The sequence below is a fragment of the uncultured Serinicoccus sp. genome, from assembly GCF_947487915.1.
Classification (GTDB): Bacteria; Actinomycetota; Actinomycetes; order Actinomycetales; family Dermatophilaceae; genus Ornithinicoccus.
On the sequence record NZ_CANKYH010000003.1, the window covers coordinates 302,832 to 324,055 of the forward strand.

General features: G+C 72.9%; 21 protein-coding genes. 9 read left to right on the forward strand and 12 right to left on the reverse strand.

Translation table 11 applies throughout. The features are described 5' to 3' along the window. Window positions 1-112: 112 nt before the first annotated feature. Both Q0795_RS04955 and Q0795_RS04960 read right to left on the reverse strand, forming a co-directional pair. Window positions 113-664 (reverse strand): DinB family protein, encoded by a 552-nt coding sequence (locus Q0795_RS04955; protein ID WP_298887311.1) that lies wholly within the window; start codon window positions 662-664, stop codon window positions 113-115. 34 nt (window positions 665-698) lie between these two features. Next, window positions 699-1,529, reverse strand: a complete 831-nt coding sequence (locus tag Q0795_RS04960) for an MOSC N-terminal beta barrel domain-containing protein (protein ID WP_298887314.1) — start codon at window positions 1,527-1,529, stop codon at window positions 699-701. A gap of 78 nt (window positions 1,530-1,607) precedes the next feature. On the opposite strand from Q0795_RS04960, the gene Q0795_RS04965 reads away from it, so the two are divergent. Together Q0795_RS04965 and Q0795_RS04970 are read left to right on the forward strand one after the other, a co-directional pair. Then, window positions 1,608-2,876 (forward strand): Nramp family divalent metal transporter, encoded by a 1,269-nt coding sequence (locus tag Q0795_RS04965; RefSeq protein WP_298887317.1) that lies wholly within the window; start codon window positions 1,608-1,610, stop codon window positions 2,874-2,876. Between the two features lie 122 nt (window positions 2,877-2,998). Further along, window positions 2,999-3,430, forward strand: a complete 432-nt coding sequence (locus Q0795_RS04970; RefSeq protein ID WP_298887320.1) for a pyridoxamine 5'-phosphate oxidase family protein — start codon at window positions 2,999-3,001, stop codon at window positions 3,428-3,430. On the opposite strand, the gene Q0795_RS04975 is transcribed toward Q0795_RS04970, so the two are convergent. Beyond that, a complete protein-coding gene (locus Q0795_RS04975; protein WP_298887323.1) occupies window positions 3,372-4,286 on the reverse strand; it encodes a sulfite exporter TauE/SafE family protein in 915 nt (304 codons plus the stop codon). The two genes, Q0795_RS04970 and Q0795_RS04975, sit on opposite strands and share 59 nt — an antisense overlap. Window positions 4,287-4,456: 170 nt before the next feature. On the opposite strand from Q0795_RS04975, the gene Q0795_RS04980 reads away from it, so the two are divergent. Continuing rightward, on the forward strand, window positions 4,457-4,939 hold the full coding sequence (locus tag Q0795_RS04980) for an Rrf2 family transcriptional regulator (protein WP_298887326.1): 483 nt from the start codon (window positions 4,457-4,459) through the stop codon (window positions 4,937-4,939). Window positions 4,940-4,945: 6 nt separating this feature from the next. Here Q0795_RS04980 and acs read toward each other — a convergent pair whose 3' ends face one another. Further along, on the reverse strand, window positions 4,946-6,919 hold the full coding sequence (acs, locus tag Q0795_RS04985) for an acetate--CoA ligase (protein WP_298887329.1): 1,974 nt from the start codon (window positions 6,917-6,919) through the stop codon (window positions 4,946-4,948). A 273-nt stretch (window positions 6,920-7,192) separates the two neighbouring features. Here acs and Q0795_RS04990 point away from each other — a divergent pair, with 273 nt between their 5' ends. After that, the gene (locus Q0795_RS04990; protein WP_298887332.1) at window positions 7,193-7,996 is read left to right on the forward strand and encodes a SurA N-terminal domain-containing protein; all 804 of its coding nucleotides are present in this window, start codon (window positions 7,193-7,195) and stop codon (window positions 7,994-7,996) included. An 18-nt stretch (window positions 7,997-8,014) separates the two neighbouring features. Here Q0795_RS04990 and Q0795_RS04995 read toward each other — a convergent pair whose 3' ends face one another. From Q0795_RS04995 to Q0795_RS05010, 4 genes are read right to left on the reverse strand one after another with little or no spacing between them, the layout of a single operon-like run. Further along, window positions 8,015-9,526 carry a cation acetate symporter gene (locus tag Q0795_RS04995; RefSeq protein ID WP_298887335.1) on the reverse strand — a complete coding sequence of 504 codons (1,512 nt, stop codon included), beginning with the start codon at window positions 9,524-9,526 and terminating at the stop codon, window positions 8,015-8,017. Window positions 9,527-9,528: 2 nt separating this feature from the next. Continuing rightward, a complete protein-coding gene (locus Q0795_RS05000) occupies window positions 9,529-9,915 on the reverse strand; it encodes a hypothetical protein (protein ID WP_298887337.1) in 387 nt (128 codons plus the stop codon). Then, a complete protein-coding gene (locus tag Q0795_RS05005) occupies window positions 9,912-10,679 on the reverse strand; it encodes a LytTR family DNA-binding domain-containing protein (protein WP_298887340.1) in 768 nt (255 codons plus the stop codon). The genes Q0795_RS05000 and Q0795_RS05005 overlap by 4 nt, the downstream gene beginning before the upstream one ends. A gap of 21 nt (window positions 10,680-10,700) precedes the next feature. After that, window positions 10,701-11,918 (reverse strand): histidine kinase, encoded by a 1,218-nt coding sequence (locus Q0795_RS05010; RefSeq protein WP_298887343.1) that lies wholly within the window; start codon window positions 11,916-11,918, stop codon window positions 10,701-10,703. A 58-nt stretch (window positions 11,919-11,976) separates the two neighbouring features. Between Q0795_RS05010 and Q0795_RS05015 the strand changes: the two genes are divergently transcribed. After that, complete coding sequence (locus tag Q0795_RS05015) at window positions 11,977-12,981, forward strand: phosphotransferase (protein WP_298887346.1); 1,005 nt, start codon at window positions 11,977-11,979, stop codon at window positions 12,979-12,981. Window positions 12,982-13,025: 44 nt separating this feature from the next. Here Q0795_RS05015 and Q0795_RS05020 read toward each other — a convergent pair whose 3' ends face one another. Beyond that, window positions 13,026-14,675 carry an MDR family MFS transporter gene (locus Q0795_RS05020; protein WP_298887349.1) on the reverse strand — a complete coding sequence of 550 codons (1,650 nt, stop codon included), beginning with the start codon at window positions 14,673-14,675 and terminating at the stop codon, window positions 13,026-13,028. A gap of 62 nt (window positions 14,676-14,737) precedes the next feature. After that, a complete protein-coding gene (locus Q0795_RS05025) occupies window positions 14,738-15,175 on the reverse strand; it encodes a MarR family winged helix-turn-helix transcriptional regulator (RefSeq protein WP_298887351.1) in 438 nt (145 codons plus the stop codon). 100 nt (window positions 15,176-15,275) lie between these two features. Here Q0795_RS05025 and Q0795_RS05030 point away from each other — a divergent pair, with 100 nt between their 5' ends. Both Q0795_RS05030 and Q0795_RS05035 read left to right on the forward strand, forming a co-directional pair. Continuing rightward, window positions 15,276-16,292: a sigma-70 family RNA polymerase sigma factor gene (locus Q0795_RS05030; RefSeq protein ID WP_298887354.1), complete on the forward strand. Its 1,017-nt coding sequence runs from the start codon at window positions 15,276-15,278 to the stop codon at window positions 16,290-16,292. A gap of 152 nt (window positions 16,293-16,444) precedes the next feature. Next, a complete protein-coding gene (locus tag Q0795_RS05035) occupies window positions 16,445-17,557 on the forward strand; it encodes a ScyD/ScyE family protein (protein WP_298887356.1) in 1,113 nt (370 codons plus the stop codon). A gap of 6 nt (window positions 17,558-17,563) precedes the next feature. Here Q0795_RS05035 and Q0795_RS05040 read toward each other — a convergent pair whose 3' ends face one another. Next, window positions 17,564-18,163, reverse strand: coding sequence for a DUF5701 family protein (locus tag Q0795_RS05040; protein WP_298887358.1), 600 nt, complete (start codon window positions 18,161-18,163; stop codon window positions 17,564-17,566). 116 nt (window positions 18,164-18,279) lie between these two features. On the opposite strand from Q0795_RS05040, the gene Q0795_RS05045 reads away from it, so the two are divergent. Next, window positions 18,280-19,284, forward strand: a complete 1,005-nt coding sequence (locus Q0795_RS05045) for an aldo/keto reductase family protein (RefSeq protein WP_298887361.1) — start codon at window positions 18,280-18,282, stop codon at window positions 19,282-19,284. A 97-nt stretch (window positions 19,285-19,381) separates the two neighbouring features. After that, window positions 19,382-20,005 carry a hypothetical protein gene (locus Q0795_RS05050; RefSeq protein WP_298887364.1) on the forward strand — a complete coding sequence of 208 codons (624 nt, stop codon included), beginning with the start codon at window positions 19,382-19,384 and terminating at the stop codon, window positions 20,003-20,005. A gap of 18 nt (window positions 20,006-20,023) precedes the next feature. Here the strand turns inward: Q0795_RS05050 and Q0795_RS05055 are convergent, their stop codons facing one another. Beyond that, window positions 20,024-21,223: a glycoside hydrolase family 32 protein gene (locus Q0795_RS05055; RefSeq protein WP_298887366.1), complete on the reverse strand. Its 1,200-nt coding sequence runs from the start codon at window positions 21,221-21,223 to the stop codon at window positions 20,024-20,026. Between the last annotated feature and the right edge of the window lies 1 nt (window position 21,224).

Here is a 21,224-nt window from a genome sequence, read left to right on the forward strand (position 1 = left end):
CCGCAACCGGCCCGGTCTGGCCGGCCGCGACGGCATGCCCCGGACATCGAGGGACAGCGCCAGACACGTCAGCCGAACCGCCTCCGGGTGGTCGAGGACTGGATGAGACGCGTCAGCCCATCGTGCGCTGACCGTCGATGGCCTCGCGGATGATGTCGGCGTGCCCGGCATGCTGGGCGATCTCCGCGAGCATGTGCAGCGCCACCCGGCGCACCGACCACGACACGCCCTCCTCGAACCACGGCGCCTGCGGCAACGGGTGCGCCCTGTCGAGGTCCGCCTCCTCCAGGATGCGCGAGGTCTCCCGGCCCACGGCCACGACCCGCTCCCGGAGCACCGGCAGCGTCTCGGCCTCGCCGACCTCGAAGCGGGTGTCCTCCCACTCACCCCAGTCCTCCCCTTGGGCGGCCGCGGTGTCGACCGCCGCCCAGTCGACGTCCTGCTCGTAGACGCCGCCGAAGGCGTCGGCACCGCGGAGGGCGAACTGCATCCACTCCTCCTCGGTGTCGGCGACGTGCTTGAGGATGGAGGCGATCGTCAGCGCGCTGACCGTGCTCGCCGCCCGCGCCTGCTCCTCGCTCAGCCCCTCCGCGGTCTGCAGCAGGAAGCCGCGATGGCGGTCCAGGGAGTCGATGAGGTCCTGGACCTCCGGGGTGGGTGCCATGTGAGGCAATCTAGGGCGAGGGTGGCCTGATCGGCTAGGTGTCTCGACCGGGGGCGAGCTCGTCGCCCACGACCACCCTGCCGCGCCCCTCGGCCAGCCCGACCGGCACCAGCCGGATGCCGAACCACGTGGTGCCGTCCCATCTGCGGTGCCGCGCCAAGGTGCGGATCGGCTCCTTGCCCGTCTCCATCGTCTGCGTGTCGATCTGCGTCATCACGCAGCGGTCGCACAGCTCGGTGCGCCGGTAGCGAACCTCCCCGACCGTGACGAACTCCCAGGCGTCCTCGGCGAACGGCTCGAGATCGCCGTCGCCGCCGACGACGACATTGGGGCGGAAGCGACTCATCGGCACCGGCTCACCCCCACCCTCGAGGATCCAGTCGTTCACGCGGTGCAGCGACGGCTCGGTCGTCAGCAGCAGCGGCCCCGTGTCGGCGAGCGACACCGACTCCCCCTCCTGGCCACCGTGCGCACCGGAGATCCGGCGGACGGTCGGGTCCTCCTGCCACACGAGGCGCAGCCCCCGGCCCACCTTGGCCGTGACCCACTCGCTCACGTCCTGGTCGGCCGGCGGCGCGAACCCCTGTCGCGAGTGACCGACCGGGACCGGGGGCACCCCGAGCGGGGTCTCCACGAGGATGGAGTCACCGTCCCGCGCGGTGATCCGGATGGTCTCCTCGTCCACCGTCGTCGCGGTCAGCCCCAGCAGCTCGTGGCACTCGCGGGCGGTGACCGGGAAGCCGTCCGGCCCGACGACACCCCAGCGCCGGTCCCCCTCCAGCCCCCACGGCTCGACCACGGACTCACCCACCGACTCCCCGCCGAAGGACTTGACGGGATACCTCCACAGCTCGCTCACACGCATACCTCAGCGTGTCACGACACCCCCGACCCCGCGCGGGAGCGCCACGGCCCCGCCCCCCGCCTCGTGTAGACAGGACCCATGACATCGCCGTCGCAGACCACCAAGAGCTCGCGGGCGGGCTGGAGCCTCGTCGGTCCGGGACTCATCGTCGCCGCCACGGGCGTGGGTGCCGCCGACCTCGTCGCCACCGTCATCGCGGGGCAGCGCTTCGGCTACGCCCTGCTCTGGGCGGTCGTCGTCGGCTGCCTCCTCAAGGTGGTCCTCGTCGAGGGCGCCGGGCGCTACTCCCTCGCGACGGGCAACACGATCTACGAGGGGTGGGCGACGCTCGGGAGGTGGACGAGCTGGTACTTCGCCCCCTACATCGTCATCTGGGGCTTCGTCTACGGCGCCGCCGCGATGGCCGGCACCGGTCTGCCGCTGCACAGCCTGTTCCCCTGGCTCTCGGTCACCGGCTGGGGTGTCCTCTCCGGCCTCATCGGCGCGGCGCTCGTGTGGTTCGGCCGGTATGCCTTCTTCGAGAAGGTCTGCGCGGCCCTGGTGGGCATCATGTTCGTGACGATGTTCCTGGCCGCGCTGCTCACGCTGCCCAACATCCCTGATCTCATCGCCGGCCTGGTCCCGCGGATCCCCGAGGGGGGTCTCATCAACGTCCTGTCCGTCGCGGGAGGTGTGGGCGGGACCATCACGCTCGCGGCCTACGGATACTGGATCCGGGAGAAGGGTTGGACCACCCCCGGCCACATGCGGGTCATGCGCCTGGACAACACCGTCGCCTACACCGTCACCGGCATCTTCGTCATCTCCACGCTCATCGTCGGAGCCGAGCTGCTCTACTCCGCCGGCATCGCGGTCGAGACCGGGGACGAGGGGCTGCTGGACCTCTCCGAGGTCCTGCGGGACCGGTATGGCGCGTGGGCGGGCACGGTCTTCCTCATCGGGTTCTGGTCGGCCGCCATGAGCTCGCTGGTGGGCGTGTGGAACGGCGTGTCGATGATGTTCGCCGACTTCGTCGGTCACGCCCGCCAGCTGCCCAAGGACCATCCGAGCACCCGGCTGGGGGGCACCTGGTACAAGGCCTACATCCTCTGGCTGACCTTCCCGCCCATGATCATGCTCTTCCTGGGTCAGCCGGTGTGGCTCATCCTGGCCTACGGCGTGCTCGGAGCGTTCTTCATGCCCTTCCTCGCCGTGACCCTCCTGTGGATCCTCAACACCTCGCGGACCCCGCAGGAGTGGCGCAACGGGCCGGTGGTCAACGTCCTCATGGCCATCTGCGCGCTGCTCTTCGCCTGGCTGGCCATCACCCAGGTCCAGAGCGCGCTCGAGCGGGCGTTCGGCGGCTGAGGCAGCGATGGCGGGGGCCGTGCCGCGGGCTGACGGACGGGCCCACCCGTGGACCGGAGAAGGACCGCTGTACGACCTGATGTAGTAGCATGACTGCACGCCCTCGACGTCAGGAGCAGCCCATGAGCGACTCGCCCACGACCACCCTCTCCGAGCGGGAGTGCTGGGACCTCCTCGCCTCACACGAGTTCGGCCGCCTGGCCTACCACCTCACCGACGAGGTGCACATCGCCCCGCTGAACTACGCCGTCGACCGCGACCGACTCGTCTTCCGCACCGCCGAGGGCTCCAAGCTCCTCGGCGTCGTGATGGACTCCGACGTCGCCTTCGAGATCGACCAGGTCGACGACGACGCCGAGACCGCCTGGAGCGTCGTCGCCCGCGGCACCGCCGCGGTTCTCGAGGGCCAGGAGGCCCGCGAGGCCGACAACCTGCGGCTGCGGCCCTGGGTCGGCACCGACAAGTTCAACGTCGTCGCCATCACCGTCACCGAGGTCAGCGGGCGGAGGTTCGCTCTGAGCCGTCCGTGGCGGCACCTGCGGCGGCACGGCTGAGCCGGAGCGCTGCCACGACGTGGCTCAGCGCACCCAGCCAGAGCGCGACGATCACGGCATACACCAGCGAGCGCGTCACGTCGCCGGCATCGACGAGCTCGGCGCGCAGGAGGGTCCGGGCGTTGGTGAGCACGATGAGACCGCCGACCCCGACGCCGAGCAGCCGTGGGGGGATGGCCCGCACCAGCCAGGCGGCGATGGGCGCCGCGACGACCCCGCCGGCGAGCAGCGCCAGCACCCACGTGAGGTTGATCCCCTGGTGACCCAGTCCGACCAGGAAGCCCAGGCTGGCGGCCACCGCGACGAGGAACTCCGAGGCGCTGATCGAGCCGACGACCCGACGCGGCTCCATCCGGCCGCTCGCGAGCAGGGCGGGGGTGCCCACCGGACCCCAGCCCCCGCCGCCGGTGGCGTCGAGGAAGCCGGCGAACAGGCCCAGCGGCGCGAGGAACCGGCGCCGCAGCGGCTGACCGATGCGGTCGGTGCGCATACCGGTACGGGTGAACCGGACGAGCAGGTAGACCCCGAGGACCAGCAGGATCGTGGCGGTGATCGGCCGGGCGACCTCGGCGTCGATCGAGCTGAGCACGGTGGCACCGAGGAAGGCACCCACCGCTCCCGGGACGCCCACCCGCACGACGACCGTCCAGTCGACGTTGCCGAACTTCCAGTGCGACGCGCCGGAGGCCAGCGTCGTCCCGATCTCGGCCAGGTGGACCGTCGCGGAGGCCGCCGCCGGGTTGGTGCCGAGCATGAGCAGCAGCGTGGTCGTCGTCACGCCGTAGGCCATACCGAGGCCGCCGTCGACGAGCTGGGCCGCGAGACCCACGAGGGCGAGCAGGATGAGTTGACGCACGAGCCCCTCCTGAGGGGGTGAGAGCCACGGGGCCGGTCGCGGACGACCGGCTTAATCCTCCTAATCCTGTCGGTTGACTAGGATTAATGTCAAGCGGCGCAGTCGCGGGGCTCGGCGCTGCGTATGGTGCGGGTGCGCCCGTCTACCCAGGGGTGCGACAGACTGGGCGGGTGGACATCTCGGCACGCTCGGACTACGCGGTGCGGGCCATGCTCGCCCTCGCCGCCGGCCAGGACGGGCAAGACGGACCTGGGCAGGAGGCCACCCCCGTCTCGGTCGACCGCCTCGCGCAGGCGCAGGACCTGCCGGTCAAGTTCCTCGAGGCGATCGTCGCCGACCTCCGCCGGGCCGGGCTCGTGGCCTCCCGCCGCGGCGCCCGCGGCGGCTACCTGCTGGCCCGCCCAGCCGACCAGATCGGCGTCGGCGACATCATTCGTGCCGTCGACGGACCCCTGGCCGAGGTGCGGGGCCTGCGACCGCACGACACGGCATACCCCGGCGAGGCCCAGCACCTGCCCGCACTCTGGGTGGCCACCCGGGCCGCGCTGCGGGCCGTGCTCGACGGGACCAGCCTGGACCAGCTGCGCCACGGCGCCTGGCCCGCCGAGGTCACCGAGCTGCTCCGTCAGCCCGACGCCTGGGAGAGCCGCTGAGGCGGGTCAGTCCTCCTTCATCCCCTGGGTGATGAGGTCCATGACCGAGGAGTCGGCGAGCGTCGTGACATCGCCGACCTCGCGGTTCTCGGCGACGTCCTTGAGCAGTCGCCGCATGATCTTGCCCGAGCGCGTCTTGGGCAGCTCCGCCACGATCATGATCTGCCGCGGCTTGGCGATGGCGCCGATCTCCTTGGCGACGTGCTGGCGCAGCTCGGCGACGAGGTCCTGGCCCTCGCCCTCCTCGTCGGCCTGCTCCACGGCCTCCTCGCGCAGGATGACGAAGGCGCAGATCGCCTGGCCGGTCGTCTCGTCCGCCGCTCCGACGACCGCCGCCTCGGCGACCTTGGGGTGGCTGACCAGGGCCGACTCGATCTCGGCGGTCGACATGCGGTGGCCGGAGACGTTCATGACGTCGTCGACGCGGCCGAGCACCCAGATGTTGCCGTCCTCGTCCAGCTTGGCGCCGTCGCCGGCGAAGTACATGTCCTCGAACCGGCTCCAGTAGGTCTCCTTGTAGCGCTCCGGGTCCCCCCAGATGCCGCGCAGCATCGAGGGCCAGGGCTCGGTGACGACGAGGTAGCCGCCGGACCCCCTCTCGACCGGCTGCCCCATGTCGTCGACGACGACCGCGTTGATGCCGGGGATGGGGTGCTGCGCCGACCCCGGCCGGGTCTCGGTGACCCCCGGGACCGGGCTGATCATGATGGCGCCGGTCTCGGTCTGCCACCAGGTGTCGACGATGGGGCACCGGCCGCCCCCGATGACCTCGCGGTACCACATCCACGCCTCAGGGTTGATGGGCTCACCCACCGACCCGAGCAGCTTGAGGCTGGAGAGGTCGAACTTCTCCGGGATCTCCTTGCCCCACTTCATGAACGTCCGGATCGCCGTGGGTGCGGTGTAGAGGATCGTCACCTTCTTGTCCTGGACGATCTCCCAGAAGCGGCCCTGGTGCGGCGTGTCCGGCGTGCCCTCGTACATCACCTGGGTCGCGCCCAGGGTCATCGGGCCGTAGACGATGTAGGAGTGACCGGTGACCCAGCCGACGTCGGCGGTGCACCAGTAGACGTCGGACTCGGGGTGGATGTCGTGCACGACGTGCGAGGTGTACGCCGTCTGCAGGAGGTACCCGCCGGTCGCGTGGAAGATGCCCTTCGGCTTCCCGGTGGTGCCGGAGGTGTAGAGGATGAACAGCGGATGCTCGGCGTCGAAGGCCTGCGCCTCGTGGGTGGCGTCGGCCGCCTCCAGCGCCTCGTGCCACCACGTGTCGCGCCCCTCGGTCCACTCGACGTCCTGCTCGGTCCGCCGGACGACGAGCACGCTCTCGACCGGGTTCTCGCCACCCTCCAGCGCGCCGTCGACGACCGACTTCAGGCCCGAGGGCTTGCCCCGTCGGTAGCCCCCGTCGGCGGTGATGACGACCGTGCTGCCGGCGTCGGCGATGCGGCTGCGCAGCGCGTCGGAGGAGAAGCCCCCGAAGACGACCGAGTGCGGGGCGCCGATGCGGGCGCAGGCGAGCATCGCGACCGCGGCCTCGGGGATCATCGGCAGGTAGATCATGACGGCGTCGCCCTCGCGGACTCCCAGGTCGGTGAGCGCGTTGGCGGCCCGCTGCACCTGCTCGTGCAGCTCGGCATACGTGATGTCGCGGGTGTCGTCCTCGGGCTCCCCCACCCAGTGGATCGCCACGCGGTCGCCGTGACCGGCCTCGACGTGCCGGTCGACCGCGTTGACGCAGGCGTTGAGGCGCCCGCCGAGGAACCACCTGGCGAACGGCGCCTCGCTCCAGTCGAGGACCTGGTCGAAGTCGGTCTCCCAGTCGAGGTACTCCCGCGCCTTCTGGGCCCAGAAGCCCTCCCGGTCGGCCTCCGCCTGCTCGAACAGCTCGGCCGTGCCGTTGGCCTGGGCGACGAACTCCTCGCTCGGCGCGAAGGTGCGCTCCTCGTGCAGCAGGTTGGACAGTCCCTCGTCGGACATGGGTTCTCCTTGCGCTCGGGGTCGTCCAGCCGAGTATGCCGTGCCCTCCCCCGCGCGCGCAGGTCCGGGGCGACCAGGGGTCGGGGGCCTGCGCCGAGCGGTCGCGGGTGCGCGGCGAGCGGGACCGCCGGGCGGGTGGCAGGCTGGAAGCCTGACCGGAGTCTGGGAGCTTCCGGGGCGGACCGCCCACGGGAGCGTGCTACGTTCGCCGGCTTGTCCACCCGCACCCGATGAGGGAGATGGAAGATGTCCGCCACGAGGAGGCTCGCAGCCGTGAGCCTGAGCGTGACCCTGAGCCTGGTGGGGCTCTCCGCCTGCGGTGGCTCCGACGACTCCGGTGACACCGACGCGGCGAGCAGCAGCTCCCCCGCCGGGTCCGACGACGCGGCCAGCAGCAGCGCCCCCGCCCCGGCCGCACCGGACGCCATGCCGGAGCCCGACCTGGAGCAGATCCCGGACCCGGTGGCCACGGTCAACGGTCAGGACGTGACGAAGGAGGAGTTCGTCACCTACTACGAGAGCCAGTTCGCCAGCGCTGCCGGCCAGGCGCAGATGAGCGGTGAGGAGCTGGACGAGGAGCAGCTGCAGCAGGACACCCTCGAGGTGGTCGTCGACAGCGTGCTGCTGCGCCAGGCCGCCGAGGAGGAGGGCCTGGACCCCTCCGACGACGAGGTCGACACCCTGCTCGAGGAGCTGGCCACGGGCAACGGCCTGGAGTCGGTCGACCAGTTCCTGGAGGTGCTCGAGCAGCAGGGCATGGACGAGGAGACCGCGCGCCGGGAGGCGGCCAGCCAGCTCGCCATCCAGGCCTACGTCGAGCAGGAGGCACCCGTCGAGGAGCCCTCCGAGGAGGAGCTGCGCGCCTACTACGACGAGCTCGTCGCCCAGCAGGAGGACGCCGGGGGCGGCGAGGACGACGCCGCCGGGACGGCCGCCCCGCAGCAGCCCGAGATCCCCGAGTTCGACCAGGTCCGGGACCAGCTCGCCCAGCAGCTGCAGTCCGAGGAGCAGGCCGCGGCCACCGACGAGCTGGTGGCCGGCCTGCGCGAGGACGCGGAGATCACCAGCAACCTCTGAGCCCGCAGGCCCTCCGGCTCACGCGGTGAGGTCCTCCGGGGTATGCAGCCGCACCAGCGTGCGCGCGGCACCCCGGGGGATCCCCTGTGGGGTCAGCAGCGAGACCACCACCATGACGACACCGACCAGCGGCACGATCCACGCCGCCGGCTGGGCGAGCAGCGCGTCCGCCCAGCCGCGCCGGTCCCCGGCGAGCACGGTCACCGCGACCGCGCCGATGGCCAGGACGGCACCCGTCACCAGCCCGGCCGTGGCGCCCTGCACCGACAGCCGCGGCCACCACACCCCCAGCGCCAGCAGCGGGAAGAACGTCGAGGCGGCGATGACGAAGGCCAGGGTGACGAACGCCGCCAGCGGGACCTCGGGGAAGACGCCCACCCCGGCGAAGGGCACGAGCACCGCGACCACGGCGGCGATCCGGAAGCCCGCCACCTCGGAGTGGTCTCCGGGCACCGCACGGGCGAGCAGAGGCCGCACGACGTCCTGGTTGAGCACCCCGGTCACCGCGAGCGCCAGCCCCGACGACGTCGAGAGGAAGGCCGCGAACGCGCCGCCGGTCAGCGCGGCGAGCAGCACCTCACCGCCCACCCCGGGCAGCACCTCCGCCGGCAGCCGCAGGACCACCGTGTCCGCCCGCACCCCGGGCCCCAGGGTGGGCAGATAGGCCCGGCCGAGCACGGCATACACCACCGTGACGACGTAGAACAGGCCGAGGAGCACGAGCACCCGCACCGTCGTCGCCCGGGCGGCGGTGCCGTCCGGGTTGGTGTAGTAGCGCACCACGACGTGCGGCAGCCCCATCGTCCCGAGCGCCAGCGCCAGCAGCAGCGAGAGGGTGCGGTAGAGCCCGTGCCCTCCGGTCTGCGGGCCGCTGCCCGGCAGCACCCACGACTCGGTGACCTCCAGCCCCGGTCCCTGCGTCCCCCACCACACGGCGAGCAGCACCCCGGCGGGGATGGCCAGCGCGGAGAGCTTGATCCAGTACTGCACGGCCTGCACGAGCGTGATCGAGCGCATCCCGCCGGCCGCCACGGAGAGCACGACCACCCCGACCACGAGCACCGGACCCAGCCACAGCGGGGCCCCCGAGACGAGCCGCAGGGTGAAGCCCGCGCCCTGCAGCTGCGGCAGCAGGTAGAGCCAGCCGATGAAGACGACGAGGACCGAGCACAGGTGCCGCACCGAGCGGGACTCCAGGCGGGCCTCGGCGAAGTCGGGCAACGTGTAGGCCCCGGACCGGCGCAGCGGGGCGGCGACGAGCACGAGCAGCACGAGGTAGCCGACGGTGTAGCCGACCGGGTACCACAGCGCGTCCACCCCCTGGTCGTAGATCAGCCCGGCGACCCCGAGGAAGCTGGCGGCCGAGAGGTACTCCCCCCCGATCGCGGCGGCGTTGCGCTGCGGGGAGACGGCGCGTCCGGCGACGTAGAAGTCGCTGGTGCGCCGGGACAGCCGCAGCCCGAAGGCGCTGAGCGCGACGGTGACGAGGCAGACGAGGAGCACGGCCGCCCCGGCCGGGCTGGGGGCCACGCTCAGCGCTCCCGGGCCACGGCCGAGAGCCGCCGCTCGATCCGCGTCGCCGCGCGGGTGTACCACGCGGCCACCGCGACGAGGACGGGGTAGACGAGGACGGCGAGCACCGGCCACACCACCGGCACCCCCGCGACCTGCACCGACCGGGCGGCGGGGAGCACGGCATACAGGACGGGTATGCCGCCCAGCACCACCGCGAGCCCGGCCAGCACCCCGAGCGCGAGGCGGAGCTGGGCCCGCAGCAGCCCGCGCAGGTAGAGCTCGCCGGCACCGGTCTGCTCGACCAGCGCGGCGGCCATCGGGCGGCGGCGGGCGGTCGCGGCCTCGCGCCGCGAGGAGGTGACCCGGACCCGCGCCTCGAGGTGCGGCGGCGTCCCCTCGCTCACGCGCCCTCGCCGAGGACGCGCTCGCGCACGGTGCGGGCGTGCCGACGCGCCACCGGCAGCTCAGGGCCGTCGGGCAGCAGCCGCAGGCTGAGGCGTCCCTGCGCCTGGCGCACCTGACCGACGTGGGCGAGGTTGACCAGGGTGGATCGATGGATCCGGATGAAGCCGGCCGCGGCCCAGCGCTCCTCGAGGGTGGTGAGCGGCAGCCGCAGCAGGTGCGACGCGGAGCCGGTGAAGAGGCGCACGTAGTCGCCCTGGGCCTGGACGTAGCGCACCGCCGAGCGCTGGACGAAGCGGGTGACGCCGCCGAGCTCGACCGCGATGCGTTCCTCGGCGGGGTCCGGCGGGGTGCCCGGGGACCGGCCGGCGACCTCCGCCGGCTCGACCGTCGTGGGGTCGCGCTGCGCGAGGGCCGCGACCACCCGGTCGACGGCCTGGGACAGGCGCGCCGGCGGCACCGGCTTCATGACGTAGTCGACCGCGCGGACCGCGAAGGCGTCGACCGCGTGCTGCTCGTGCGCGGTGACGAAGACGACCAGCGGCGGCCGGGCGAACCGGTTGACCACGCGGGCGAGCTCCATGCCGTCCAGGCCCGGCATGGAGATGTCGGAGAAGACGACGTCGATGTCCCCGTCCTCGAGGGCGCGGAGCGCGTCGGTGCCCGAGGCCACCGGGTGCACGCTGCCCACCCGGCCGTCCCGCTCCAGCAGGTAGGTCAGCTCGGACAGGGCCGGCGGTTCGTCGTCGACGACGAGGGCACGCATGGGGTCATGGTAGGGCCGTGTTCAGCGGTCGGGATGGACGCCGGGCGCGTACTTCGGCACCCGGAAGGTCACTTTGGTGCCCAGGCCCGGCGCGGTCTCGACGACCAGTCCGTGCTCGTCGCCGTAGACCTGCCGCAGCCGCGCGTCGACGTTGCCCAGCCCCACGCTGTCGCTGTCGCGGGCGACCGTCTCCCCGCTGCGGTCGCCGTCGAGGGCGCGCCGGACCAGCTCGGGGTCGGAGCCGACGCCGTCGTCCTCGATGGCGATCTCCGCGAGGTCACCCAGGTCGGTGCCGGTGATGGTGATGGTCCCGACGCCCTCCTTGTCGGCCAGGCCGTGGCGCACGGCGTTCTCCACCAGGGGCTGCACGGCGAGGTAAGGCACCGCGACCGGCAGGACCTCGGGGGCGATGAGCAGGTTGACCCGCAGCCGCTCCCCGAAGCGCGCCTGCTCGAGCACGAGATAGCGCTCGATGTTGCGCAGCTCGTCGGCGAGCGTCGTGTAGGCGCCGCCGCGACGCAGGGCGTAGCGGGTGAAGTCGGCGAACTCCAGCAGCAGCTCGCGGGCCCGGTCGGGGTCGGTGCGCACGAAGGAGGCGATGGCGCCCAGGGAGTTGTAGATGAAGTGCGGGCTGATCTGGGCCCGCAGGCTGCGCAGCTCGGCCTCCATCGCGCGGGTGCGCTCGCGGTCCAGCTCGCCCAGCTCCAGCTGCCCGCTCACCCAGGTCGCGACCTGCTCGGTCGCCCGCGCGAGCCCGGCCGAGGGGCGCGGGGAGTATGCCGCGAGCGCACCGATGACGCGGTCGTCCACCACGAGCGGGGCGACCACCCCGGCGCGCACGGGGCACTCGGGCACCTCGCAGGGTAGGTCGGCCCGGGCGAGCACGACGACGTCACCGCCCTGCAGCACCCGGTGGGCGTGCCCGGACGCCTGCTCGCGGTGGTGCTCACCCAACCCGCTCCAGGCCAGGGTCTGCTGGCTGTCGCAGATCGCGAGGGCGGTGCCGCCCAGCATCATCCGCAGGTGCCGGGCGGCCGGCTCGGCGTGCTCCGGGGTCAGCCCGGCCCGCAGGTTGCGGCCGGCCTGGGCCCCCGAGCGCAGCGTCTCGTAGGTGATTCGGTCGGTCTCGGAGAGGAAGCCCCGGGCGGCTCGGCGTCGACGCCACCACGACACCAGCCAGACCAGCAGGCACGCCGCCAGGACCAGGAGCGCGGTCGGCAGGTGCAGGACTCCGAGCATGGCCGGAGGCTACTCCGTGCGGCGTGACGCGCCGCTCGGGCGCGTGCGAGGCTGAGCCATGCCCACGGCATACCAGGACCTGGACGAGCTCTCCCAGGTCGAGCTCCTGCACGGGGTGGCGGAGCGCGCCGCACCCCTCTTCGGGCTGAGGCCCACCGAGGTCCGCCTCGTGCTGCACGGCTTCAACACCACCTTCCGGCTCGACACGCCGGGTGGTGCGGTGGCGATGCGGGTCAACACCAACTCCCTGAGCTCGGCGGGCAACGTGCAGGCGCAGCAGGCCTGGCAGCACGCCATCCGGCGCGACACCGACGTGCTCGTGCCGGACCCGGTGCCGGTCCGGGACGGCGGCTACCTCGCTCTGGTGGGGTCGGCCGAGCTGGGTCGGGAGGTCATGGTGACGGCCAGCACCTGGCTCGAGGGGGAGGACCTGGGCACCGTCAGCACCCCCGAGCAGTGCCGGGCCCTCGGCGGGCTGATGGCGACGCTGCACCGGCACGCGGAGTCCTGGGAGCCCGAGGGGCACCACCGCTTCCCGCGGCTGACGGGGACCCTCTTCGGCGACCCGGACCTGCTGACGACGGCCGTCGCCCACGACCGAGGGCTCGCCGCCCTGGTGTCGACGGCCGGGCAGCGGTGCGAGGCCGCCTTCGCGCGGCTGGCGCAGGAGCCGGCCTTCCCGCTGCACGCCGACCTGCACGGCGGCAACCTCAAGTGGCACGAGCGACGGCTGGCGGTCTTCGACTTCGACGACAGCGGGCTCGGGGTGTCGGCGCTGGACCTCGCGATCTGCGCGTTCTACCTGCGAGGTGGCGACGACGAGCACGGTCCGGAGGCCGACGTCCGGCAGGGGTATGCCGCCCAGCGCCCGCTCCCGGACCTGCCGGCCGAGGACTTCGAGGCGCTGGTGGCTGCCCGTCAGCTGCTGCTCGCCAACAGCATCCTCGCGAGCACGACCGCGGGCCAGCGGTCCGACGCGGCGGCCTACCTGCGGATCACCGGCGAGCGGCTGCGGCACTGGCTGGGCACCGGCCGGTTCACCCGGGCGGTGCCCGGCGGCTGAGCAGGCGGGCGGCCCCTCCCCCGCGCCGGCCGACGAGCCGGCGGTCAGCCCTGGTCGGCGGGCGCGTCCTCGAGGGTCTCCTTGAGCGGCACGTGCTTGATCATCGCCGTGGCGACGAAGACCAGCGCCAGGATGGGCAGGCCGATGAGGAAGGCCCCGTGCAGCTGGTCGGCCAGCCCGGCGCGCAGCGCCTGCTCCACCACCGGCGGCACGTCGCCGAGCGAGCCGGGGTCGAGGACCGCTCCCACGTCCAGGGTGCCGGCCTGCGCGGCGGCCTGGTCGCGTATCTGCGCCGGCAGGTGCGAGGCGACGGCCGCGCCGAGCCCGCCGGTCATGATCGAGCCGTAGACCGCGATGCCGACGGTGGAGCCGATGTTGCGGCTGAACTGCGTCGTCGCGGTGGCGACCCCGAGGTCGCGCCGGGCGACGACGTTCTGGACGACGAGGGTGAACTGCTGCATCGCCATACCGAGGCCGACGCCCACGACCGCCATCGACCCGAAGAGCTCCCACGGGCTGGAGGTCTCGGACAGCAGCGTCAGCAGCCACACCCCCGAGGCCATGACGGCGACGCCGGTGAGCATGAACGGCTTGTAGTGCCCCGTCTTGGTCACCAGCAGCCCGGTGAGGATGCCCATGACGATGAGGCCCAGCATCATCGGCATGAGGATGAGCCCGGACTGCGTGGCGTCCACGCCGAGCACGCCCTGCGCGAAGACCGGGATGTAGATGATCGACCCGAACATCACCATCGCCAGGCCGAGACCGGCGACGTTGGCCCAGCTGAAGACGCTGATCCGGAAGAGGCGCAGCGGCAGCAGCGGCTCGCTCGCCCGCAGCTCGACGCCGACGAAGGCGGCCGCGGTGACCAGCCCCAGGCCGTAGAGACCGAGGACCTGCCAGGAGGCCCACGGGTAGGTCGTGCCGCCCCAGCTCGTGGCGAGCAGGATGGAGACCATCGCCACGGACAGCGTGACGATCCCGGCGACGTCGATCTTCGCCTCGCGCCGCTGGTGCGGCAGGTGCATGTGCCGCAGGACGAACCACAGGGTGAGCAGCCCGACCGGCAGGGTGGTGAAGAACAGCCAGCGCCACCCGAGGTGGTCGGTGATGAGGCCACCGGCGAGCGGCCCGGCCACGGAGGTGACGCCGAAGACGGCGCCCATGAGGCCTTGGTACTTGCCGCGCTGCCGGGCCGGGATGATGTCGCCGATGATGGTCTGCGACAGGGGCATGAGCGTGCCCATGCCGGCGCCCTGGATGGCGCGGCCGGCGACGAGCATCCAGAAGCTCCCGGCCAGGCCGGAGACGATCGAGCCGACCATGAAGATGACGAGCCCGGCCAGGTAGAAGGTCTTGCGGCCGTAGAGGTCGGACAGCTTGCCGACGACCGGGACGACCACGGCCGAGACGAGCATGGCAGCGGTCGCGACCCACGAGTAGTGGCTCATCCCGCCCAGGTCGGCGACGATCTGCGGCAGCGCCGGGCCGACGATGGTCTGGCTGATCGAGGCGACGAACATGCCCATCATCAGGCCGGCGAAGACGATCTTGTGCTCCCGGCTGAGCCGGAAGGCGGGGGCGGCGGAGGCCGTCGGGTCGACGGCGGTCGCCGTGGTCGAGGGGACGGTGGTCGAGGGGGTGTCGCCCTCGGTGTCGACGGGCCGGCGGCCCGTGCTGGTGCTGGCGGTCATCAGATCCTTGCTGGGTGGTGCGGTCGAGAGGCCTGGTGGGTGGGCGTGGCCGCCCGGGGCGGTCAGGGCGACTGACCGGAGGTATGCGTGCCGCGAGCCGACTCCAGCGAGTCGGCGAGGCGTCCGAGCAGGTCCGCGAGCTGCGCCTTCTCCGCCTCCGGCCAGTCGGCCAGGGTGTCGGTGACGAGGTCGACCCGGCGGGCCCGCTCCCGGGCCAGGGCCTCGCGGCCGGCGTCGGTGAGGCCGAGCACCTGCGCCCGGCGGTCGGCCGGGTCCGGGTGCCGCTCGATGAGGCCGCGCTCGGCCAGGGAGGCGAGCCGGCGGCTCATGGTCGAGGGGTCCAGCCCCTCGGCCCGGGCCAGGTCGCGGGAGCGGGTGCACTGCTGCCCGGCCAGGTGGACCAGGACCGCACCGTCGGTGCGCGAGAGGTCCCCCTCCCGCTCGCGCAGGATGCGGCCCATGGCGGTGAAGGTCCGCGCCAGCTCCTCGGATAGTTGCATGATGCACACATCATACACCCGGGCGGTGTCGTCACGCACGCCCGTCGGTGCGGGGTACTAGCGTGAGAGGGGTCAGGTCGCACGGGTCGAGGGAGTCCGGATGTCCACCACGCTGAGCCCGCAGCAGGAGCGCGAGTTCGAGGAGCTGACCGCACCGCTGCGCGGTGAGCTCATCGCGCACTGTTACCGCATGCTGGGGTCCGCCGGGGAGGCGGAGGACCTCGTGCAGGAGACCTACCTGCGGGCCTGGCGGGCCTTCGACCGGTTCGAGGGGCGTTCTTCGGTGCGGACGTGGATGTACACCATCGCCACCAACTCCTGCCTCACCGCGCTCAAGGGCCAGTCCCGCCGACCGCTGCCCAGCGGGCTCGGGCAGCCGCCCGGCGACCCCGGCGTCCCGGTCGTCGAGGACCGTTCCCGGGACTGGCTCGAGCCGCTGCCGGACCGCGTCGTGTGGGGACGCGACGTCGTCCCCGTCGACCCGGCGCAGGCCGCCGTCGAGACCGAGGACACCCAGCTGGCGTTCGTCGCCGCCCTCCAGGACCTCCCCCCGCTCCAGCGGGCGGTGCTCGTGCTGCGCGACGTCCTCCAGCTCTCGGCGGCCGAGACCGCGCAGGCTCTCGAGACCACGGTGGCCTCGGTCAACTCCGCGCTCCAGCGATCCCGGGCCACGATCGGCGACGGGCTCGAGCGGGCCGGCCGCCGGGTCAGCGAGCTCAGCCACACCGAGCGCGAGGTGTTCGCGGCCTTCTGCGACGCCTTCGAGCGCTACGACGTGCCGGCCGTCGTCGGGGTCATGACCGAGCAGGCTGTCTGGCAGATGCCGCCCTACGACCGCTACTACCTGGGCCCGGACGACATCGCCGCGCTCATCGGTGGCCAGTGCCCGGCGACCGGGCCGAGCGACCTGCAGATGGTGCCGACCGTCGCCAACGGCCAGCCCGCGGCCGGGATGTACCTCCGCGGGGAGGACGGGACCTACGAGGCCTTCCAGCTCTGCGTCGTCGACCTGCGGGACGGCCGGGTCAGCGGCGTCGTCGGCTTCTTCTCCGCCGACGCCTTCCGCCGGGCCGGGCTGCCGCTCGTGCTCGGCGAGGACACCACGACGACGCACTAGCACCACCCGCACCCCCTGCCGCACAGTCCCTTGACACCGCGTCACGGCAGCAGGACCATGCGAGCAGCGGCGGCCGGGTGTGACGCAGGGGCCGTCGCACCTGGACGAGCCCAACCGAGCCCGCCCTCCACCCGTGAACCGGAGGTCTGGACATGCGTCGTTCCACCCTTGCCGTGGCAGCCAGCGTGCTGGCGCTCACGGCGTCTCTTCTCACCGCACCGGCACAGGCCCGCACCAGCGAGCCTCGTGTCGTCGTCGACGGACTGGTCGGGCCGCTGAGCCTGGCCGTCGGGTCCGGACACGTCTACCTGACCCAGAACTTCAGCGGTCAGCTGTCCAAGGTCAAGCGGGGCACGGTCAGGACCGTGTACCAGGTGCCGGAGACCGGCAGCCTGGGCGGCGTGGCCGCCAGCCGGGGCAAGACGTACCACCTGGAGAGCGACTTCTCCGGGGAGACGCCGACCAGCCACGTGGTGCGGACCTCGTGGGACGGCACCCGCACGGTCGTCAGCGACGACCTCTGGCAGCACGAGATCCAGAACAACCCGGACGCCGGGGTCAGCTACGGCTTCGTCGGGCTGAACTCCTCGTGCGCCGCGGAGCTCGGTGCCTGGGAGGAGGCCTCGGACTCCCCGCCGCTGTCGGAGTACACCGGCATCGTGGAGTCCAACGCCTACCAGCTCGAGGTCAGCGGGCACCGTGCCTACGTGGCCGACGCGGCGGCCAACGCGATCCTCGAGGTCGACCTGCGCACCGGCGACATCTCGACCGCGGCGGTGCTGCCGGTGTTCGACATCACCTTCACCGAGGAGCTCAAGGCGGGTCTCGAGGCGTCGCTGCCCCCGGGCGCGGACCCGCTCCCGGACTGCCTGGTCGGGGAGGACTACGTCCCCGAGTCGGTGCCCACCGACGTGGCGGTGGACCACAAGGGTCGCCTCTACGTCACCACGCTGGGCGGTGTCGCCGGCGAGATCGTCCCGCTGAGCCGGGTGTACCGCATCGACCGGCACGGGCACGCCACCACGGTCGCCCGTGGCCTGCACGGCGCGACGGGGCTGGACCGGTCCCGCGACGGCCACCTCGTCGTGGCGGAGCTGTTCGGTGGTGAGGTCTCGGTGGTCCGCCCGGGGAGCTCAAAGGCCCGCACCCTGTTCAACGCCGACTCGCCTGCAGACGTGGCGCTCTCCGGCAAGCGGGTCTACGCGACCACGGGAGCGTTCGGGAACGGGGCCCTGGTGACGTACGACCTCGGTCGACGCCGCTGACCCCGCTCAGGCGGTGCTGCGGCCGGCGACCGAGGCGATCCCCAGCCAGGTGTGCCGGTTGCCGGCCCAGCACCAGCCGAGCTTCGGCGCGTCCCGGCGGTCCCGGCCGTCGCGGCCGGTGCCGTTGCTGATCCACAGCGCCGGGACCCGTGCATCGAGCCCGGAACCGCTCACGCGCGCACGGCGCGACCCCGTGGTCATGAAGCAGTGGTTCCGCTCCAGCACCTCGGGCTGCTGGAGCACCCACGCCACGCCCTCGGTGGCGGTCATGAGGTCGCGCCCCCGAGCCCGGATCTGCGGGTCGACCTCGTCCGGGCTGCGGTCGGCGTACTCGTCGCCGCGCTCGGGCGCGAGCACGGCATACAGGTCCGCGTCCGGGACCTGCACCCCCGGCGCGGGGTCGAACTCGGGGAGGTCGGTCAGGTCCTCGACGACGAACCCGGGCCGGTCACCACGGCGCAGCAGCGGCACGAGATCGGCGACCGGCACCCGTCGGTGATGGACGACGAGCAGGTCACCGGTGAGCCCCGGGGGCAGGTCGGGGAGCCGCAGCCCCAGGTCGGTCAGCCGTCGGTGCTGGGCGGTCAGGTCGGGCAGCGGGCGCACGGTCCTCCTGGGTGTCGGGGGCCTCTCCAACGCTCGCGCGGCCGGTCTCATTCCCGCCGTGACGCGGCCGGGGGCCGGGCAGGACGCGGCGGGGGACGCGGCATACCGTGGTCGGTATGGAGTTCAGATACCTCGGAAACAGCGGCCTCAAGATCAGCGAGATCACCTACGGCAACTGGCTCACCCACGGGAGCCAGGTCGAGAACGAGGTCGCCCACCAGTGCGTGCGCGCGGCCCTCGACGCCGGCATCAGCACCTTCGACACGGCGGACGTCTACGCCAACACCAAGGCGGAGTCGGTCCTCGGCGAGGCCCTGAAGGGCGAGCGCCGGGAGAGCCTGGAGATCTTCACCAAGGTCTACTGGCCGACCGGCCCGGGCGGCAAGAACGACACCGGCCTGTCCCGCAAGCACATCATGGAGTCCATCGACGGCAGCCTCTCCCGGCTGCAGACCGACTACGTCGACCTCTACCAGGCCCACCGCTACGACACGGAGACGCCGCTGGAGGAGACCATGCAGGCCTTCGCCGACGTGGTGCGGCAGGGCAAGGCGCACTACATCGGCGTGAGCGAGTGGACTGCCGACCAGATCCGGGCGGGGCACGCGCTGGCCCAGGACCAGGGCATCCAGCTCATCTCCTCGCAGCCGCAGTACTCCATGCTGTGGCGGGTCATCGAGCCCGAGGTCGTGCCGACCTGCGAGGAGCTCGGCATCTCGCAGATCGTCTGGAGCCCGATGGCGCAGGGCGTGCTCTCCGGGAAGTACCTCCCCGGTGAGCAGCCGACCGAGGGCCGCGCGGCGGACGAGTCCATGGGCAAGGGCATGCAGGGCTTCCTGCGCGACGAGACGCTGCGCGCCGTGCAGGAGCTCAAGCCGCTGGCCGAGGAGGCCGGGCTCACCATGCCGCAGCTCGCCGTCGCCTGGGTGCTGCAGAACCCCAACGTCGCGGCCGCCCTGGTGGGCGCCTCGAAGCCGTCTCAGGTCGAGGACAACGTCAAGGCCGCCGGCGTCACCCTGGACGCCGACCTCATGGCCAAGATCGACGACGCCGTCGGCGGGGTCGCCGAGAAGGACCCGGGCAAGACCGCGGAGAACGCCCCGCAGACGAGGGTCGCCTGACCAGCACCGCACCGCGTGACCCCAGCGCCGCGTCCGGCACCGCCGGACGCGGCGCTGGGGCGTTGTGCGGTCCCGCCGGCGGTGGCACTCTTGGACCATGAGACTGTCCGAGGTCTTCGCCCGCCACAGCGACGCCAGCTCTGACGCGCCGATGCTGGTCACCCCGGCCATCCGCCCTTCCGCCCGGGAGCAGCTCGCGACGCTCGAGCGCCTGGGGCTGTCCCCCCAGGAGGGCGTCACCGAGGCCGACCTCCTGGCCGACCGCGAGGTGGCCCAGGCGGTGCGGCAGCACCCGTACGTCGCGGTCATGCACTGCCTGGCGCGCGACGCCGACGGCGAGCTGACCCACCACCCGCACGTCACCACGGTCGACCTCGAGCACGTCGTCGGCCCCGACTCCTACCCCGACCTCGTGCGCAAGCTGGCCGCCGCGGCCGGTTCCACCAGCGAGCTCGGGGAGGTGCGCGGCGGCGTCGACCGCGAGCGCGACCGATGGGTCGTGCGCTTCCGGCTGGGGCGCATCACCCGCGAGATCCACCCCCGCCTGGACCACGACTACGCCGACATGGACGTCCTTCCCTGGATCTTCGACGCGGTCTGCCTGCCCGGCCAGGCCAGTGCCTTCGTCCGGCACGGCCAGCGGATCACCGTGGCCTACGTGCCGCGCTGGCACGTCGACGAGCTGCAGCGGGTGCTGGACCGCTGGGCGTTCGCCGCCTGACCCGCCGCCCCGGGACGCTCAGACCGGACCGGCCGGGTCCGCCCAGCGCCACGGCAGCGGGTCGCGGAAGCTCGCCGGCGGCCCCTGCGGGGGATAGATCTCCAGGACCGACCCGTCGACGAGGACCCGGCTGCCCTGGGGCAGGGCCCGCCGGCCCAGCCGCGGGTGCTCCAGGACGGCACCCCCGGCGCCGACCTCGAGGCTGAGCTGGCCCTCCAGGGGAACGCCGGCCAGGGGCGTGGCCTCCTGCCACGGCAGCCCCTGGGCGGCCAGCGGGTCCAGCACCAGCCGGGGTGCGCCACCCTCCAGCACCAGCCGGCGCGGCACGGTCATGCACCCGGCGTGGTCGCCGGCGCTCTCCTCCGGCCCGTCCTCGCGGACCCACCCCATGAGCCAGGCGCCCTCGCGGCCGTCCGGGGCGAGCTGCGGGGCGTAGAAGTCTGCCCCGTCGTCCAGGAGGTCCACGCGGTCCACGACGAGCGCCGGACGGCCGGACTCGTCGGACCCGAGGTCCCCGGTGCAGGCCACCACCTGGCCGAGCACCCCCCGGTCGTGCAGGGAGATCACGAGCGCGGCCCGCCCCTCCCACACCGCCAGCTGCGGGCACTCCCAGACGTCGGCCGGCAGCGCGTCGGCGAGCGCCGCGTCGTCCCCGGTGAGCCAGACCCCGAGGTACTCCCACCGCTCGATGTCGTCGCAGCCGTAGAGCAGGATCGCGGGCGTCCCCGACCGCAGCCCGGCGCCGAGCAGGGCATACCGGTGCCCGCCGTGCCAGAAGACGAACGGGTCGCGCATCACGGCGACGTCGTCGACCTCGGGGGTGGTGGCGACGACCACGGGGTCCGACCACGTGTCGAGCCCGGCGTCCTGCGCCCAGCGCAGGCACACCGTGCTGCGCCCGTCCGCATGGGTCACCCCGGAGTAGACGGCGGCGGGGCGCTCCAGCCCGGTGACGAGGACCCCGGACCAGCAGCCGACGCTGTCCGGCCCACCAGGCTGCGGCGTGAAGGCCACCGGGTGCTCGCGCCACCGCAGCAGGTCGCTGCTGCTCGCGTGCCCCCAGGCGATCTGGCGGTGCCACGGGCCCTGCGGGCTGTGCTGGAAGAAGACGTGCCACCTCCCGTCGTGGAAGACCATGCCGTTGGGGTCGTTGAGCCACCCCCGGGCCGGGCGCAGGTGGTAGGCCGTGGGCGCTCCCCCGGTCGTGGACAGGCTCATC

Coding starts and splice junctions, on each gene's coding strand:
- Q0795_RS04970 (WP_298887320.1), top strand. CDS start 2,999: ATGAGCGACTCGCCCACGACCACCCTCTCCGAGCGGGAGTGCTGGGAC.
- Q0795_RS05055 (WP_298887366.1), bottom strand. CDS start 21,223: ATGAGCCTGTCCACGACCGGGGGAGCGCCCACGGCCTACCACCTGCGC.
- Q0795_RS05030 (WP_298887354.1), top strand. CDS start 15,276: ATGTCCACCACGCTGAGCCCGCAGCAGGAGCGCGAGTTCGAGGAGCTG.
- Q0795_RS05005 (WP_298887340.1), bottom strand. CDS start 10,679: ATGCGTGCCCTCGTCGTCGACGACGAACCGCCGGCCCTGTCCGAGCTG.
- Q0795_RS05035 (WP_298887356.1), top strand. CDS start 16,445: ATGCGTCGTTCCACCCTTGCCGTGGCAGCCAGCGTGCTGGCGCTCACG.
- Q0795_RS04960 (WP_298887314.1), bottom strand. CDS start 1,529: ATGCGTGTGAGCGAGCTGTGGAGGTATCCCGTCAAGTCCTTCGGCGGG.
- Q0795_RS05015 (WP_298887346.1), top strand. CDS start 11,977: ATGCCCACGGCATACCAGGACCTGGACGAGCTCTCCCAGGTCGAGCTC.
- Q0795_RS04955 (WP_298887311.1), bottom strand. CDS start 664: ATGGCACCCACCCCGGAGGTCCAGGACCTCATCGACTCCCTGGACCGC.
- Q0795_RS05045 (WP_298887361.1), top strand. CDS start 18,280: ATGGAGTTCAGATACCTCGGAAACAGCGGCCTCAAGATCAGCGAGATC.
- acs (WP_298887329.1), bottom strand. CDS start 6,919: ATGTCCGACGAGGGACTGTCCAACCTGCTGCACGAGGAGCGCACCTTC.
- Q0795_RS05010 (WP_298887343.1), bottom strand. CDS start 11,918: ATGCTCGGAGTCCTGCACCTGCCGACCGCGCTCCTGGTCCTGGCGGCG.
- Q0795_RS05025 (WP_298887351.1), bottom strand. CDS start 15,175: ATGCAACTATCCGAGGAGCTGGCGCGGACCTTCACCGCCATGGGCCGC.
- Q0795_RS05020 (WP_298887349.1), bottom strand. CDS start 14,675: ATGACCGCCAGCACCAGCACGGGCCGCCGGCCCGTCGACACCGAGGGC.
- Q0795_RS05050 (WP_298887364.1), top strand. CDS start 19,382: ATGAGACTGTCCGAGGTCTTCGCCCGCCACAGCGACGCCAGCTCTGAC.
- Q0795_RS04965 (WP_298887317.1), top strand. CDS start 1,608: ATGACATCGCCGTCGCAGACCACCAAGAGCTCGCGGGCGGGCTGGAGC.